At 38.3% G+C, this 13,553-nt stretch carries 14 protein-coding genes; 8 read left to right on the forward strand and 6 right to left on the reverse strand.

The features are described from left to right. The first annotated feature begins 7 nt into the window (after positions 1-7). From bioH to B6A32_RS09285, 3 genes are all read left to right on the forward strand, one after another. Positions 8-790: a pimeloyl-ACP methyl ester esterase BioH gene (gene bioH, locus B6A32_RS09275; protein WP_085303222.1), complete on the forward strand. Its 783-nt coding sequence runs from the start codon at positions 8-10 to the stop codon at positions 788-790. A gap of 77 nt (positions 791-867) precedes the next feature. Beyond that, complete coding sequence (locus tag B6A32_RS09280; protein WP_085303225.1) at positions 868-1,167, forward strand: hypothetical protein; 300 nt, start codon at positions 868-870, stop codon at positions 1,165-1,167. A gap of 5 nt (positions 1,168-1,172) precedes the next feature. After that, a complete protein-coding gene (locus tag B6A32_RS09285; protein WP_085303227.1) occupies positions 1,173-2,156 on the forward strand; it encodes a putative metalloprotease CJM1_0395 family protein in 984 nt (327 codons plus the stop codon). Positions 2,157-2,265: 109 nt separating this feature from the next. Here B6A32_RS09285 and pyrE read toward each other — a convergent pair whose 3' ends face one another. Both pyrE and rph read right to left on the reverse strand, forming a co-directional pair. Next, positions 2,266-2,907, reverse strand: a complete 642-nt coding sequence (gene pyrE, locus B6A32_RS09290) for an orotate phosphoribosyltransferase (protein WP_085303229.1) — start codon at positions 2,905-2,907, stop codon at positions 2,266-2,268. Between the two features lie 18 nt (positions 2,908-2,925). Beyond that, the gene (rph, locus tag B6A32_RS09295; RefSeq protein ID WP_085303231.1) at positions 2,926-3,639 is read right to left on the reverse strand and encodes a ribonuclease PH; all 714 of its coding nucleotides are present in this window, start codon (positions 3,637-3,639) and stop codon (positions 2,926-2,928) included. A gap of 166 nt (positions 3,640-3,805) precedes the next feature. On the opposite strand from rph, the gene B6A32_RS09300 reads away from it, so the two are divergent. From B6A32_RS09300 to B6A32_RS09315, 4 genes are all read left to right on the forward strand, one after another. Beyond that, positions 3,806-4,351, forward strand: coding sequence for a thioredoxin family protein (locus B6A32_RS09300; protein ID WP_198946896.1), 546 nt, complete (start codon positions 3,806-3,808; stop codon positions 4,349-4,351). Then, positions 4,329-5,111 (forward strand): gluconate 2-dehydrogenase subunit 3 family protein, encoded by a 783-nt coding sequence (locus B6A32_RS09305; RefSeq protein ID WP_085303234.1) that lies wholly within the window; start codon positions 4,329-4,331, stop codon positions 5,109-5,111. Before B6A32_RS09300 ends, B6A32_RS09305 begins: the two co-directional genes overlap by 23 nt. Then, positions 5,108-6,832 carry a GMC family oxidoreductase gene (locus B6A32_RS09310; RefSeq protein ID WP_085303236.1) on the forward strand — a complete coding sequence of 575 codons (1,725 nt, stop codon included), beginning with the start codon at positions 5,108-5,110 and terminating at the stop codon, positions 6,830-6,832. Before B6A32_RS09305 ends, B6A32_RS09310 begins: the two co-directional genes overlap by 4 nt. Positions 6,833-6,954: 122 nt before the next feature. Then, positions 6,955-7,818 (forward strand): YicC/YloC family endoribonuclease, encoded by an 864-nt coding sequence (locus tag B6A32_RS09315; protein WP_085303238.1) that lies wholly within the window; start codon positions 6,955-6,957, stop codon positions 7,816-7,818. A 210-nt stretch (positions 7,819-8,028) separates the two neighbouring features. Here B6A32_RS09315 and B6A32_RS09320 read toward each other — a convergent pair whose 3' ends face one another. From B6A32_RS09320 to B6A32_RS09335, 4 genes are all read right to left on the reverse strand, one after another. After that, on the reverse strand, positions 8,029-9,846 hold the full coding sequence (locus B6A32_RS09320) for a hypothetical protein (RefSeq protein ID WP_085303241.1): 1,818 nt from the start codon (positions 9,844-9,846) through the stop codon (positions 8,029-8,031). Positions 9,847-9,855: 9 nt separating this feature from the next. Then, positions 9,856-10,350, reverse strand: coding sequence for a hypothetical protein (locus B6A32_RS09325; protein ID WP_085303242.1), 495 nt, complete (start codon positions 10,348-10,350; stop codon positions 9,856-9,858). Positions 10,351-10,435: 85 nt separating this feature from the next. Continuing rightward, entirely contained in the window at positions 10,436-11,233 is a 798-nt protein-coding gene (locus B6A32_RS09330) for an ankyrin repeat domain-containing protein (RefSeq protein WP_085303244.1), read from the reverse strand. Positions 11,234-11,248: 15 nt separating this feature from the next. Next, entirely contained in the window at positions 11,249-12,763 is a 1,515-nt protein-coding gene (locus B6A32_RS09335) for a hypothetical protein (protein WP_085303247.1), read from the reverse strand. Positions 12,764-12,977: 214 nt separating this feature from the next. Here B6A32_RS09335 and B6A32_RS09340 point away from each other — a divergent pair, with 214 nt between their 5' ends. Continuing rightward, positions 12,978-13,394, forward strand: coding sequence for a helix-turn-helix transcriptional regulator (locus tag B6A32_RS09340; RefSeq protein ID WP_158088474.1), 417 nt, complete (start codon positions 12,978-12,980; stop codon positions 13,392-13,394). Positions 13,395-13,553: the final 159 nt, after the last annotated feature.

The following is a 13,553-nucleotide window of genomic DNA, read 5'->3' on the forward strand; positions in this document are numbered from 1 at the left end:
AAATAGCATGGCACAAAGATTAAAAATTGCGAGTAAAGGGCATGGCATTCCATTAGTGTTTATTCATGGTTGGGGACTTAACTCTGCGGTTTGGCAGCCTTGCCTGGCGAATTTACAAGCAGACTTTGAAGTTATTACGGTTGATCTTCCCGGTTTTGCCAGCAATAGCGCAATGCAACTTGAGCAATATTCTTTAGTTGAAATAGCGAAAGAAATTATCTTGGCTGTGGGAAAACCCGCCATTTATGTCGGTTGGTCTTTAGGCGGATTAGTGGCTAGCCAAATAGCGATAAGTCATTCATCACAATTATTAGGACTGGTAACCGTTGCCAGCTCACCGCAATTTGTTGAACGCGATAATTGGCCGGGGATTAAAGCAAGTGTGTTGGCTTTATTTCATCAACAACTGGCGCAAGATACCACAAAAACCATCAGTAACTTTTTAAAAATTCAAGCCATGGGCAGCCCGCATATTCGCCAAGATATTAAAACTATTCGTGAATTAGTGATGCAGCACGAACAACCCACTCAGCAAGTGTTAGATAACTCATTAAGTTTATTAGAAACCTCAGATATATCTGAGCAGTTACCTGGTATTCATCAACCATTTTTACGATTGTATGGCAAGCTTGATGGCTTAGTGCCTAAGCAAGTTATTAAGCTAGTCGATGAAATTGTGCCAAGCAGCCAGTGTTATGTATTTGAGCAAGCTTCTCATGCACCCTTCATATCTCACCAGCGTGAGTTTTTAACGATATTAAAAAGCTGGGTTCTTAAAAGTTTTCCTTAAAAAATACTCAGTTTACTTTTTGGCTGTTTTGGTTAATAATTAAACAGGTAACTAAAGGTAATAATTTAGGAGTTTTCATGGAAATTCAATCTGCTTTTAATGCCGGCGTGCAAGGCTTTCAAAAAGCTAATGAAAGTGCTTATAAGGCTGCCGAAGAAATAGCCACCAATGTTGGTATTACACCTGAAACTTATGGCATAGGTGGGCAAAGTAGCAACCAAGTTGCAGGGGCTACACCCGAAAGTTTAAACACCACAACGAATCTTACACAATCTGTGGTTGATTTACACGTGGCAGAATTTCAAGCTAAAGCATCTGCTAACGTAATTGAATCAGCAGATGAAAACCTTGGCACATTGTTAGACGTGCGCGTTTAATTACTATGAATATCACGCCGCAAAGCAATCAACTTCCATTACCAACTGCTGTTAATTTGCAGACCGATAGCTTGCGCCGTGATAACCAACAAAGAGAAATAATTACCCGGCCAGAACCTTCTAGCCAATCAGCCGCTGAAAAAGGCGTTGCTTCAGATAAAGAGCGAGGTCGTACACCTGCTCAAAATAATCAACAAGTAGACTTCGCGAGTTTACGTAAACAAGCAGAGCTTGCTAACGATGTTATTGGCAATGGCTCAGGCCGTAATGCAGGTAACAATGAAAATTCAGAGCAAGGATCAGATCAAGAAAATAAAGATAGTTCTGCCGATTCAAAACAAGGTCAAAACGCTGCAACTGATTCGCAAAAATCTGATGCTGAAGTCTTAGCAGAAAAAGAGATTATTCGCGATTTAGAACTTCGTGATAAAGAAGTACGAACCCATGAAAGAGCCCATGCATCTGTGGGTGGTGCACATACTGGCGCACCAACTTACACGTATGAAACTGGGCCTGATGGCAAAAAATATGCTGTTGAAGGAGAAGTCTCTGTAGACTTAACTCCCGTTGCTGGTGACCCGAAAGAAACCATTGCTAAAATGAAGCAAGTACAGGCTGCTGCTTTAGCACCTGTAGATCCATCTTCGCAAGATATTAGGGTTGCGGCATCTGCGGCAAGTATTATTATAGAAGCACAGTCAGAGTTAATTAAAGCCAATGCAAACGCTGACAATGAAAAAGATGAACGTAGAAGCGGCGATTTATATCGCAACCAAGATTTACTGCAAAGTGATGAGAGCTTTGCAAATAATGAAAGTAGTAAAGCGTTCGATCTACAAATCGAGCAAACTTTATCAGCACAAGAAATTATTGCGCCAAGTCGGTCTTTAGCGGTAGATCAAAGGGCGAACCGAATTGAACAATTTTATGCAAATATTAATCAAGCATACGAAAAACCAACAAGTCATCAGTTTGAGTTAACCGCTTAACGCAAATAAAAACTTTAAAAATTGCCTTTAAATATCAGTTTCAATAAATAAAAAGCCTGCAAATGCAGGCTTTTTTGTTTTATATGTTTTTCTTGGCTATTAAAGTTATTTAAATACCAAAATTCTCACGATATTTTCTGATACTTACCAAACTATCAACCATGTCAGGTTGCTCTTCTAAGTAGCTGATCACGTCTGCTAGTGTCACGATAGAAATTACTTTGGTATTAAAGTCACGTTCTACTTCTTGAATAGCAGAAAGCTCAGCTTGACCTTTTTCTTGTCGGTCTAAAGCAATTAATACACCTGATAACTCAGCGCCGTGTGCTTGAATAATTTCCATAGACTCACGAATGGCCGTTCCTGCAGTGATTACATCATCAACCAACATTACTTTACCTTCGAGGGCCGAGCCGACTAAACTACCGCCTTCACCGTGTTTTTTTGCTTCTTTACGGTTGAAACAATAAGGCATGTCGATATCGTAACTATCGGCAAGTGCTACTGCTGTGGTTGTGGCAATCGGAATACCTTTATATGCTGGGCCAAACAATAAATTATATTCTATTTTTGAATCTTGTAATGCCGCAGCGTAAAAACGCCCTAAACGGGCTAAGTCACGACCTGTATTAAATAAACCAGCATTAAAGAAGTACGGGCTTGTTCTACCCGACTTTAATGTAAACTCGCCAAAACGTAATACTTGTTTAGCTAAAGCAAATTCAATAAATTCGCGTTGATAATCTTTCATTTTCAGCTCCTAAATTGTTTAGTTTAAAGCGGTTTTTTGTATGTCGAATAACTCGTTAATACTGTTTTTAGCTAATGCTAACATTGCTTGCATTTCGTCGAAGCTAAAAGGCTCTTCTTCTGCTGTACCTTGCACTTCAATTAACTTACCTGTTTCAGTCATTACCACATTCATGTCGGTATCGGCTGAAGAGTCTTCAACGTAATCTAAGTCAGAAACCGCTTCACCTTGGTAGATGCCAACAGAAACAGCAGCAATCATGTGTTTAAGTGGGTTACTATTAATAATACCTTTTGCGCGCATATGGTTTAAAGCATCAACTAAAGCAACACAAGCGCCAGTAATTGAAGCGGTGCGAGTACCACCGTCAGCCTGAATTACATCGCAATCAACAGTAATGGTGTTTTCACCTAAAGCGACTAAATCAACTGCTGCGCGCAAAGAGCGAGCAATTAAACGAGATATTTCTAATGTTCTACCACTTTGCTTGCCATTGGCCGCTTCACGACGCATACGCGTGTGAGTAGAGCGAGGTAACATGCCATATTCAGCTGTGATCCAGCCTTTACCTTGGCCTTTAAGAAAACGTGGAACACCCGTTTCAACCGTTGCGGTACAAATAACTTTGGTGTCACCAAACTCAATAAGTACTGAGCCTTCTGCATGAGCTGTAAATTGACGAGTAATAGTTACAGGACGAATTTGCCCTAAAGTTCTGCCGCTTGGACGCATGTTACATTTCCTATCGTAGTATAATTGCTGCGCATTATAATCGTTCGACTGGCAATTTGACATAATGACCTAACAAGTATTTTGAAATATAGTTAATTAAACTAAGGTCATACTATTAAGCGTTTGTTGTTATTACCCTTAAATGTTATCGAAATTGAGAGTGTGTATGAAATTTCAGTTGTTTATTATCTTATTTTTAACCAGTGTATTTATGGCTAAATTAGCCAATGCGCAACAACCAGCGAGCCAAGTTACTAGCTTGTCAAATAACTTACCTTTGTACAGCAAAGTTTATGACGACAAGCGCGATCCCTTTAAAGACGCGCAAGCAGCTATAATGTTAGCTCAGCAAACCCAACGAAATGTATTAATTGAAATTGGCGGTAATTGGTGTACATGGTGTCATAAAATGGATGCGTTTTTAGAAAAAAATCCTAATATTTATCAAGCCTTACATAACAACTACGTATTGTTGAAAATTAACGTCAGTGACACTAATGAAAACGAAGCCTTCATGAAATCATTGCCGCCAGTGCAAGGTTACCCTCATATGTATGTATCAACTAATACAGGCCAAATGTTACTGTCAAAAGATACTGCCGAGCTACTTGATGACCTAGAATATTCTGCTGAATATTGGTTGAGTTTTCTAGATAAGTGGCAGGTTAAAAATAATAAGGACAACGTACATGAAACCAATACAAACGGCTAAAGTTCAGGTGAGAAAGAAACTAACGAGTAAAGCGCTTTCGCAAATCACCTCATTTTTTGACGAAAGCTTTAGCACGCCAATATGGTTACAAAAAAAAGTGTCACGCCGTAGTGCTTTAAAATCTGCTGCGGGTGCTACTATGATTGCCGCCACGCCATTAAGTGCTTGGTCAGCAATGGCTAATGAGCAACTAACGAAAGTATTGCAAACCGATCCTTGGTTAACGCTCAACGCCGTACTTGCACACTTGTTGCCTGAGTCGCCAACCGGTCCAAGCGCCAAAGAAATTCAAGCAACGCAGTATTTATACAATGTTGTTTATCAACAACCCACCGATAACGCCGAAATTGAATTTATTTACAAAGGTGTAGGTTGGTTAAACGGTTTTAGTCAAAGCCAATTGAAAAAAAACTTTGTTATGCTGACACTGCAAGAAAAAGAAACAATATTGCGAGCAATAAGTAAGTCGCGTGCAGGAGAGAATTGGTTAAGCAACTTAGTGGGCTATATTTTCGAAGCCATGCTGTCACCGCCAAGTTACGGCGGCAATCCTGATGGTATAGGCTGGCAATGGTTAGAACACCAAGCCGGTTTCCCTTTACCGCCTATGGGTAAACGATATTACGAATTGCCGGGGCAGCAAGCTATTTTCAGCAGCAATACTAAGTCGACAAGTAAAACCGCACCTGTAAATAAAGCCACTACAGTGGTAAGTCATCAACATTATATTCGTTCGCAAATAGGAACTAAAAAAGCATGAAATATGATATTTGTATCGTAGGCAGTGGTGCAGGCGCATCACCCGTGGCTTATACCTTAGCAAATGCAGGCGCCAAGGTTTTAGTACTAGAAAAAGGCGCTTGGTTAACCGAAAAAGAATTTTACAAAGACGAATTAGCCATTAGCTTACGCGATGTATACAACCCTAAGCTTGAAGACGAACAGCACGTTATTGAAGAAGAATACGAAAACGAAGCTGGCGAAAGCTTTTGGCAAGGCGAGGCAACAAGTGAGTCAGGTTGGAGCTTTTGGAATGGCACTGTAGTTGGTGGCTCATCAAACTTTATGAGTGGCTATTTTCATCGTTTAAAGCCAGTAGATTTTCGCTTAAAATCTGAATTTGGCGCAATTGACGGAGCAAATGTCGAAGATTGGCCGTTAAGTTACGAAGAGCTAGAGCCTTATTATGCACAAGTAGAAAAAGTGGTAGGTGTTTCAGGTCGAGTTACAAAGCATCCGCATCAAGAGCCTCGTTCAACAGATTTTCCTTACCCTCCGGTTGCTGAACACGCTATATCTTCTTGGATAGATGAAAGTGCAGAAAATATCGGGTATCACGCCGTACCTGTGCCAAGAGCAATATTGTCGCAACCGGCAATGGGCAGAAATAGTTGCGAATATTCAGGATATTGCAGTAGTTATGGCTGTTCGTCAGGCGCAAAGGGTAGTGGCAGAGCCGCTCTGCTAAACCACGCAGTAGCTACCGGAAATTGCACCATTACACCCCATGCAAAAGTTTACAACATTGCCACAGATAGCCAAGGTGAAATATCTGGTGTGCATTACTATGACAAAGCTGGACGTAAAAAAGTGGTTCAAGCCAAGTATTACGTTGTGGCTTGCCAAGCGGTTGAAACATCTCGTTTATTATTAGCATCAAAAGGCGAAAAATTTCCAAACGGATTAGCTAATAATTCAGGCAATGTGGGTAAAAATTTAATCTTTAGTGGTGGTGGCACTGGTCGAGGAGATTTTTTCTATAAAGATTTAACGGCCGAGAAAAAAGCACAATTAACCCAAGTAGGGCCATTTATAAACCGTGCTTTGCAAGACTGGTATCAAATTGACGATAAAGCCTTTACTGGTGTTAATCGCAACGGCAAAGCCAAAGGCGGCACGATAGACTTTTTGTTTTATCAAAACCCGATTTCACGTGCGCAAAGTACAAAATGGCAATACGATGAAAACCAAGGTAGCGAACAGTTAATTTGGGGTGAAGAGCTTAAACAAAGCATGAAAACTGAATTTACTACCTATAAAACATTACGCTTTGAAGTATTTAACGATTGGCTACCCAACGATAATTGTTTTGTTGATTTAGATGAAGAAGTTACCGACAAGTGGGGTGACCAAGTGGCTAAAATACGTATTGGCGCGCACAACCATGATTTAGATGTAGGTGAATACTTAGCTGAAAAAGCAGAAAAACTGTTAAGCGAAATGGGCGCAAGCAACATAAGATCTTCAATTAGCAGCTCGCCAGCATCAAATTTAATGGCTGGCGGTTGTCGTTTTGGCGATAACCCTAAAACCTCAGTACTGAATAAAAATTGTCAAACCCATGAAGTTGATAACTTATTTGTTACCGATGCGTCATTTATGCCAACCGGTGGCAGTGTACCTTATACATTTACCATCTATGCAAATGCATTTCGAGTGGCAGAACATATTCAAGCACGTTGGCAACAAGCAAACGCTTAATATCGTATATAGCGAGATTATCACTGCATAATCTCGCCGTTTACACGCTATTAGTGTAGATACCAAGTATCAGCTAGGGCATAATTCATCACAATATTAATTTTAACTCTTTAGGTAATTCTATGATCCACAGCATGACAGCATTTGCGCGCTATGAAGTAAAAGGCGAGTGGGGCAATGCGGTTTGGGAAATTCGCTCTGTAAATCAACGTTTTCTCGAAACTTACTTTCGTTTGCCTGAGCAATTTAGAAGCATAGAGCCAGTATTGCGCGAGCGCTTTCGTAAGCAACTTAATCGCGGAAAAGTTGAATGTAATTTACGTTTCAATGCTAACCCAGGTGAAAAAAGCAATTTATCGATGAATACAGCGCTTGCAGAGAATTTACTTAAGCATGCAAACTGGATCAATGAACAAACGCTAAATAGCCAAATTAACCCACTAGAAATCATGCGCTGGCCTGGTGTTATGGAAGCCGAAGAGTCAGACATGAATGCCATTCAAGCTGAAATTCTTGCCGGTTTCGACCAAGCATTAAAAGACTTTATAGTTGCCCGCGCTGATGAAGGCGGCAATATGAAAGCGCTAATCGAACAGCGTTTAGACGGCATAATTGAACAAGCCGAAATTGTTAAAGGCCACATGCCTGAAATTATTCAATGGCAACGTAAACGCATTACCGACAAGTTTGCTGATGCAAACATCGAACTAGAATCATCACGCGTTGAGCAAGAACTGGTATTACTTGCGCAAAAAATGGATGTCGACGAAGAAATTGACCGTCTATTTAGCCACGTCAAAGAAACTCGCAGCATTTTGAAAAAGGGCGGAGCACAGGGTCGTCGCTTAGACTTTATGATGCAAGAATTTAATCGCGAAGCGAATACCTTGGGCTCTAAATCTATCAATGCTGATATTACTAATTCAGCGGTAGAGTTAAAGGTTTTAATTGAACAGATGAGAGAGCAGATCCAGAATATTGAATAGTGTTTTTACTTTATATACTCATAAAAATTGTAAAATTTAGTATTTTGTTCAGGGGGTTACTGTTTCGGGAAGAGCATGTTCCTGTAGAGTAATCCCCCATTTTCAATGGCGATCTGTAGTAGATTAACAGTGAAATAGTCCATAAACACAAAAAGTAGAACCTTTGCCTTTCACGTGATTAAATTGTTTTATATTCTATTCTTCCCATTCTTATTTACACAAATAGGCGCCAACACGTTCTTTATTCCAAGTATTAAATTTATTGCCCATTTTCCCTAAAAAGCCATGATACCAAGTGCCGTTTTTATGGTAGATGACGTGATCACTCCCACCAGTACACTCTACTCTAAATGATGGAACATTGCTGACTCGCCCGTTACTCACAATTCTTTTTATCTCACGCTTGTTGGTAGGCGATTTACTCGTCGAATTTGAGGTATTCGATGAGCTAGCTGTAGAGGTACTTGATGATGACCTGCTTGGCGCATCACTATAGCTATTTGTTCCAATTTGAGAAGGCTCTGGATAAATTAATGTGGCATATTTAAACTCAGAGCGTGACCAATGAGTTCGAGAGACAATTTTATTAAAATCACTTTGTGAGTTCATAACCTGAGTGAATTTTTCTATTCGGTTAATAGCAGTTTGAGGTAATTTGCAACTATAAACATCGTAATGATTAATTGCTTCAGACGCGCCTCTCATTGCTTGAAAGAAAGAGGCACTATCTCGGCTTGAGGTTGCATAGTTATATTCACAAATGCCACTAAATGAAGTGCGGAATGATTGCCCACCAGCAGAAAGTCTTAAGCTAAATGTATTTTCTGATGAATATGCACTGATGTTATAGGGCAAATGTTTAACGACATATTGATATATAAGGCGATTTCGAAATTTTTCTATGTCGAGGTTTAAGTTGAGTTTTGGTAGTTGAAGTATTTTCTTATAATAAGCCTGGCTATCACAACGCTGTTGGCATTTTGCTAGCACGGTGTTAAAGAATTTAGGTAAGTCACTTTCAAAGCTAACGGCATAATCAAAGTATTTTTCAACAATTTCATGATAGGGAAAATGTTTCAACACATAATTATATTCAATCGATTCGAAAAAGTTTCTCGCTTTACTACCAAATCCGTTTGTTTTCACTAGGTTTCTATAGGTGCTAGGTTTATCACAGTTTGAACAAGTACTTAACACGCTATCGATAAAATAAGGAATTTCACTGACATTAGTTACTAGTAATTTTTGATAGCGATTTGATAGTGATTTATTCACCCAACCTGCACTAATACTAGGCTTGAAGATGTATTTGTATTCAATTGATGTTCGGGGTAAGCCAGCAACAATATTTTTACCATAACCAGGTAACTTGTGAAATTTAGATATATATTCGCGGCGATCACACAAGGTACACATCGACAGTACTTTATCGAAAAAAACAGGTAGGGATGAAATATTATTTACTCTATTTTTATAGTAAGTTTTAGCGATAAGTGTTCCAAATACTTCATTTTCAGTATTGTCTTTTTGCATTGCTGATTTTATTAAAAACGTTGATTTTCGATGATATTTAGGTGTTGATATGTACTTAAAAAAATTCGAACTTTTTAAATTTAATGAATACACCTTATCAAGTAGTCTTTTAGGAATACGTTCAACCAATCCGTATTCATTTCTCTCAAAATGTAGTGCATGAAGGCTATTTTTTTCATTATTAGTTAACCGCTCATCGGTCAAAATCTCTTTGTCTTTTAATACATACTCAATGAGGTAGTTAGACAATGCCATTTGTTTTTGAAGGTTTAGGTTTTTGGTGATTTCGTTGAAATATATGTCTTTGTCATTTCCAATGATGAGGTCAACACAAGACTCAACTTTATGTTGCTTTATACACAAGGTATGAGGAGAATTACTCTTTATTTTAGTTAACTTGGCTTTTACTTCAGCTAAATTAAGCTTTTTCGCGTAGGGGGCTGTTGGCGATAAAAGTAAGATCAAAGCCAAAATATAGACGTAATGTTTAAGCATTAAAAATTTCTACTCTTCAATAGCGTTTAAACGATAAGAGAAAAAAACACGCCGTGTCCAGTTGCAATGAATCACCTCATTCTCAACGGGGTCATCTAAGTTGCATTGTGTTTGATGAGCAAGGTATAAATTTCCTTCTTCTTGATATAACCGTGTGCATGGTAACCAACTGAACTCTTCTTTAGACGTTACATTAACAGCAATACAAATAACTGGCTTTCCCTTGAGTTCTTGTTTGGTAGGTTCAAAATCTTGATAAGGAGAAGGACTGTCGTAATTGAAAGTTGCTTGTTTAATAAACCAAAGGCCACTAGTGAAATTTTCGTTATCTAATTCTTGATAAAGCAGCGTACCATCTTCCATAAAATAAAAATGTTCTAAATTTGAGGTGAGGCGCTGGTTTACGATAAGGCGCTTTAAGTCATTCTTATTATCTATTAGTGTTTTTGCTAATAAATGTGATGAAAATAACGACAGTGCTAAAAAGGAAAGTAATAATTTCATAGCATAATTTTTCTGAGGCTGAATTTAAGATAGAGAAAAGAGCTAGTTTGTTTACCAGCTCTCACTTAAGCTAATTTTACAAAAATTAACCATTTCGTTCTTTTATAAAGTCATCCCAATTAAATTTACAGTAACGGCCAAACTTCAAATAATCAGAGCTTTGTGGTTTGAATTGCTTATTACTCCATGCGTAGTCACAATACATATTAGCTAACAATACCAAACTCTGAGTACTTTGAGGCTTATCAAAGTTCTCTAAATGTGCTGCTCTTAACTTGTCTATGTTCAAGTTTTTGCCTGCACGTTGGCCATAATATTTAGTGACCGATGTGTTACCACCGCCCACCGCCCAACTTAACAAATCACTACCATCAGCATCTTTGGCAAAGAATACTTTATCTGTTAAATCATGAAAAAACTCATAGCTAATGCCGCTATACGCTGCTCTCATATAGGGCGTAATTTGGTTATAGTCAGCCTTGCTTGCCAACTTAGGCGTAGCTATTTTTAAAAACCTAAAGGTGCCAGGTTGATTACCTTGAGCTGCTGCATGAAAAGCAGTTTCTCCATCTTTATTCTTTAAACTAATTTTTGCGCCATTTTTTAGTAAGTATTCAATTGTTTTGTCTTGCCCTTTGAAAGCAGCCATCATTAAAGGTGTATTACCAATATCGTTTCTACTGTTGATAACATCATTACCTTTTTCTGCAACCAGCGCTTTTATGCCATTAACATCGCCTTTGGCCGCTAAACCATGAATACCATTGCCTGGCATAACACTTTTTAAGCCTGCTGTGGCGCTATTAAGTAATTCTGACGTGCTTTTGCAGCCAGTAGCCAACAAAGACAAGACTACCAATATTAAGAATTTATTCGTTTTCATAAGGATACCCTCAAGTTATTTGTTTTTTAGTTTGATGTTTAGTGCTTCATAGACATGAGGGATATACTTGTTATCCTTAGAGTCTGATATGATAAATCGACCTTCAATTCCTTTGAGCTTAAAGCTAGAAACAAAGAATAGGCTTCTAGTTCCTGTTCCTCTATGCAGATCGTCTGTTTTTAAGTATTTTAAGGTCACCTCTTCGATACTAGGTTTACCCGCGGTTTTCTTTCCTATCGCCGTTATTAGTGCTTCGCTGATATCTAATTTAAAAGACATGCCTCCTCTATCACGATAGGAGTTATAGCCTTCAGCGATTAGTTCTGTGCCAAAAGCGAACCTTTGGTCTTGGTTTTTCAAATGAGGGGTTATTTCTTTTGATGCGATATTTACGGCCAGTTTTGTTGAAATGGTATAAAGACCAAATAGAGGTTCAATATGTTCCCGTGTATCTGAATGAGCAACCCTCAACCAGCCTTTTTTATTAAATGATGTGGGTATATTTAAGTCTTTGACTTTAACTTGCGAGTCTAAAAGCTCTTTTTGGGAGTAAGTTTTCTTAAACTCAGTAACTTTTGCTTTGTGCTTTTTCAATAAATCATCTAAAGCAAATTCATTAATGCCTTTATAAACTAACCTTGAACAAAAAGCTCCTAAGCATATATATTCAGCTGATAAGGAAAACCCTTCTCCATCACCATTTTGGGCGGTATAAGCAAAGATATTATCAATCTCTGAAAAATACTTTAAATCTTTAACAACGGGGGCGCTTTCGTAAGACTTAATTTGCTCTGCTCTTTTTTTCTTTTTAGCAACTTCTTCTGCTTTCTTTTTAGCTAGAGATTCAGCAATACGATCTTTGATGGCTTGCTTTCTTGTTAGTTCTTTCTCTTTACCGTCACTATCTTCTTCTGCAACATTGAACGTCCAATAAGCGCCATCGTAGTACCAACCGTAAAAATCAACTGCAACGTGCGGTGATTTTCTGCTGCCTTTACCTGCTTCTTTATACGATGCCAACTGACAAAATTTATACGCTTCCTTTTCTGTATCAGGCAGGGCAAATAGGTACATGTTCTCTTGAAGTTTCTTGTAGCTCATACCATCCGCTTGAGCGCAAGACCAACCTTGGTCAAGGTATGTTTCTTCGTTTACAGCTCCTTTACCATTATTATCAAAAAACTTACCGTTAAATGACATTGCATCAGCAAAGTATTTTATTCTTACGTTTTTGTCTGGCTGCTTTTCACCGAAAACAATAAAGCCTTCAACTTCATCCATTTCGATAGTTGTATTAGGCTTACGTAAGATATAATTAAATCGCGGGGCCTTTATTGCTTCGCTCATACTAATACTTGAGCTATTGCCAAAAAACACCATTTTCGTATTTTGAATCTCTCCTTCTCTATCAAGCTGAACTAAATCGCCATTTGTTAGGCGAGCATATACACCATAAGTTTCAGGGACTTCAGGTTCACCACAAGCAGTCAACCATAAGGTTGCTATAAGTGGGGCTAGTTTTTTTATCATTACGATAGGTTCCTTGTCTGATTTATATTTTAATTATTCACCTGAACTGATGAATTTTTCTTCTATTAAAACATCAAGATAAAAAATAAACCTTCCTTTAATCGCGCATTAAAAAATAATTTATTTTTTGGAAAAATTGGTGCGTTTTTCTTAGCTAGTGAATCGCTAAGGCGTTTGCCAAATTAAACCATCACTTTTTTAACTGACTGAGATGATGGCAAAACCTAAACCATTTACCCCCGAGCTATTTGAAATAAGAGTTAAGCATGCAATGGAACGACTTATTGCTGATAAGCAACCTTTGATTGGTGAGGAAAGAGGGGATATTCGGGTTACTGACATCGCTGATATTTTTAAGGTAAATGTGGCTACCTTTCGCCGCTGGTGTATAACCTATGTCAACCAAAGTCCGAGTCAGTATTTAGCAAATTATCGAATTGAAAGGGCTAAACAGTTACTTAAACAAGGGGTTAAGCCTTCAAAAGTGTCTGAAATGTTGGCATTTGGTGAGCATAAAATATTTTCAACCACATTTAAGCGATATCAAGGGAATACACCTTCAGAGGTTATGAAAATGCAATTTAGTACTTATTCGCCCAATCATACAGCATCGAATAAAAAGGGACTGTAAAAAATAAAAAAGGCTTTAGCTATAGGCAGATTGGTATTTCAAATGCATATGCGGGGAGTCAAACACCTGAAGTAACCACCATATGAGTGGCCATATTTTAACCTTGTAGGATGTTTATCAGGTAGTCATTAGGCTATTTGTTAGAGAAATATTCCTTGG

This window comes from Colwellia polaris (genome assembly GCF_002104515.1).
Taxonomy (GTDB): Bacteria; Pseudomonadota; Gammaproteobacteria; order Enterobacterales; family Alteromonadaceae; genus Cognaticolwellia; species Cognaticolwellia polaris.

Coding starts and splice junctions, on each gene's coding strand:
- B6A32_RS09285 (WP_085303227.1), top strand. CDS start 1,173: ATGAATATCACGCCGCAAAGCAATCAACTTCCATTACCAACTGCTGTT.
- B6A32_RS09320 (WP_085303241.1), bottom strand. CDS start 9,846: ATGCTTAAACATTACGTCTATATTTTGGCTTTGATCTTACTTTTATCG.
- pyrE (WP_085303229.1), bottom strand. CDS start 2,907: ATGAAAGATTATCAACGCGAATTTATTGAATTTGCTTTAGCTAAACAA.
- B6A32_RS09330 (WP_085303244.1), bottom strand. CDS start 11,233: ATGAAAACGAATAAATTCTTAATATTGGTAGTCTTGTCTTTGTTGGCT.
- bioH (WP_085303222.1), top strand. CDS start 8: ATGGCACAAAGATTAAAAATTGCGAGTAAAGGGCATGGCATTCCATTA.
- B6A32_RS09300 (WP_198946896.1), top strand. CDS start 3,806: ATGAAATTTCAGTTGTTTATTATCTTATTTTTAACCAGTGTATTTATG.
- B6A32_RS09325 (WP_085303242.1), bottom strand. CDS start 10,350: ATGAAATTATTACTTTCCTTTTTAGCACTGTCGTTATTTTCATCACAT.
- rph (WP_085303231.1), bottom strand. CDS start 3,639: ATGCGTCCAAGCGGCAGAACTTTAGGGCAAATTCGTCCTGTAACTATT.
- B6A32_RS09305 (WP_085303234.1), top strand. CDS start 4,329: ATGAAACCAATACAAACGGCTAAAGTTCAGGTGAGAAAGAAACTAACG.
- B6A32_RS09335 (WP_085303247.1), bottom strand. CDS start 12,763: ATGATAAAAAAACTAGCCCCACTTATAGCAACCTTATGGTTGACTGCT.
- B6A32_RS09315 (WP_085303238.1), top strand. CDS start 6,955: ATGATCCACAGCATGACAGCATTTGCGCGCTATGAAGTAAAAGGCGAG.
- B6A32_RS09340 (WP_158088474.1), top strand. CDS start 12,978: ATGGCAAAACCTAAACCATTTACCCCCGAGCTATTTGAAATAAGAGTT.
- B6A32_RS09310 (WP_085303236.1), top strand. CDS start 5,108: ATGAAATATGATATTTGTATCGTAGGCAGTGGTGCAGGCGCATCACCC.
- B6A32_RS09280 (WP_085303225.1), top strand. CDS start 868: ATGGAAATTCAATCTGCTTTTAATGCCGGCGTGCAAGGCTTTCAAAAA.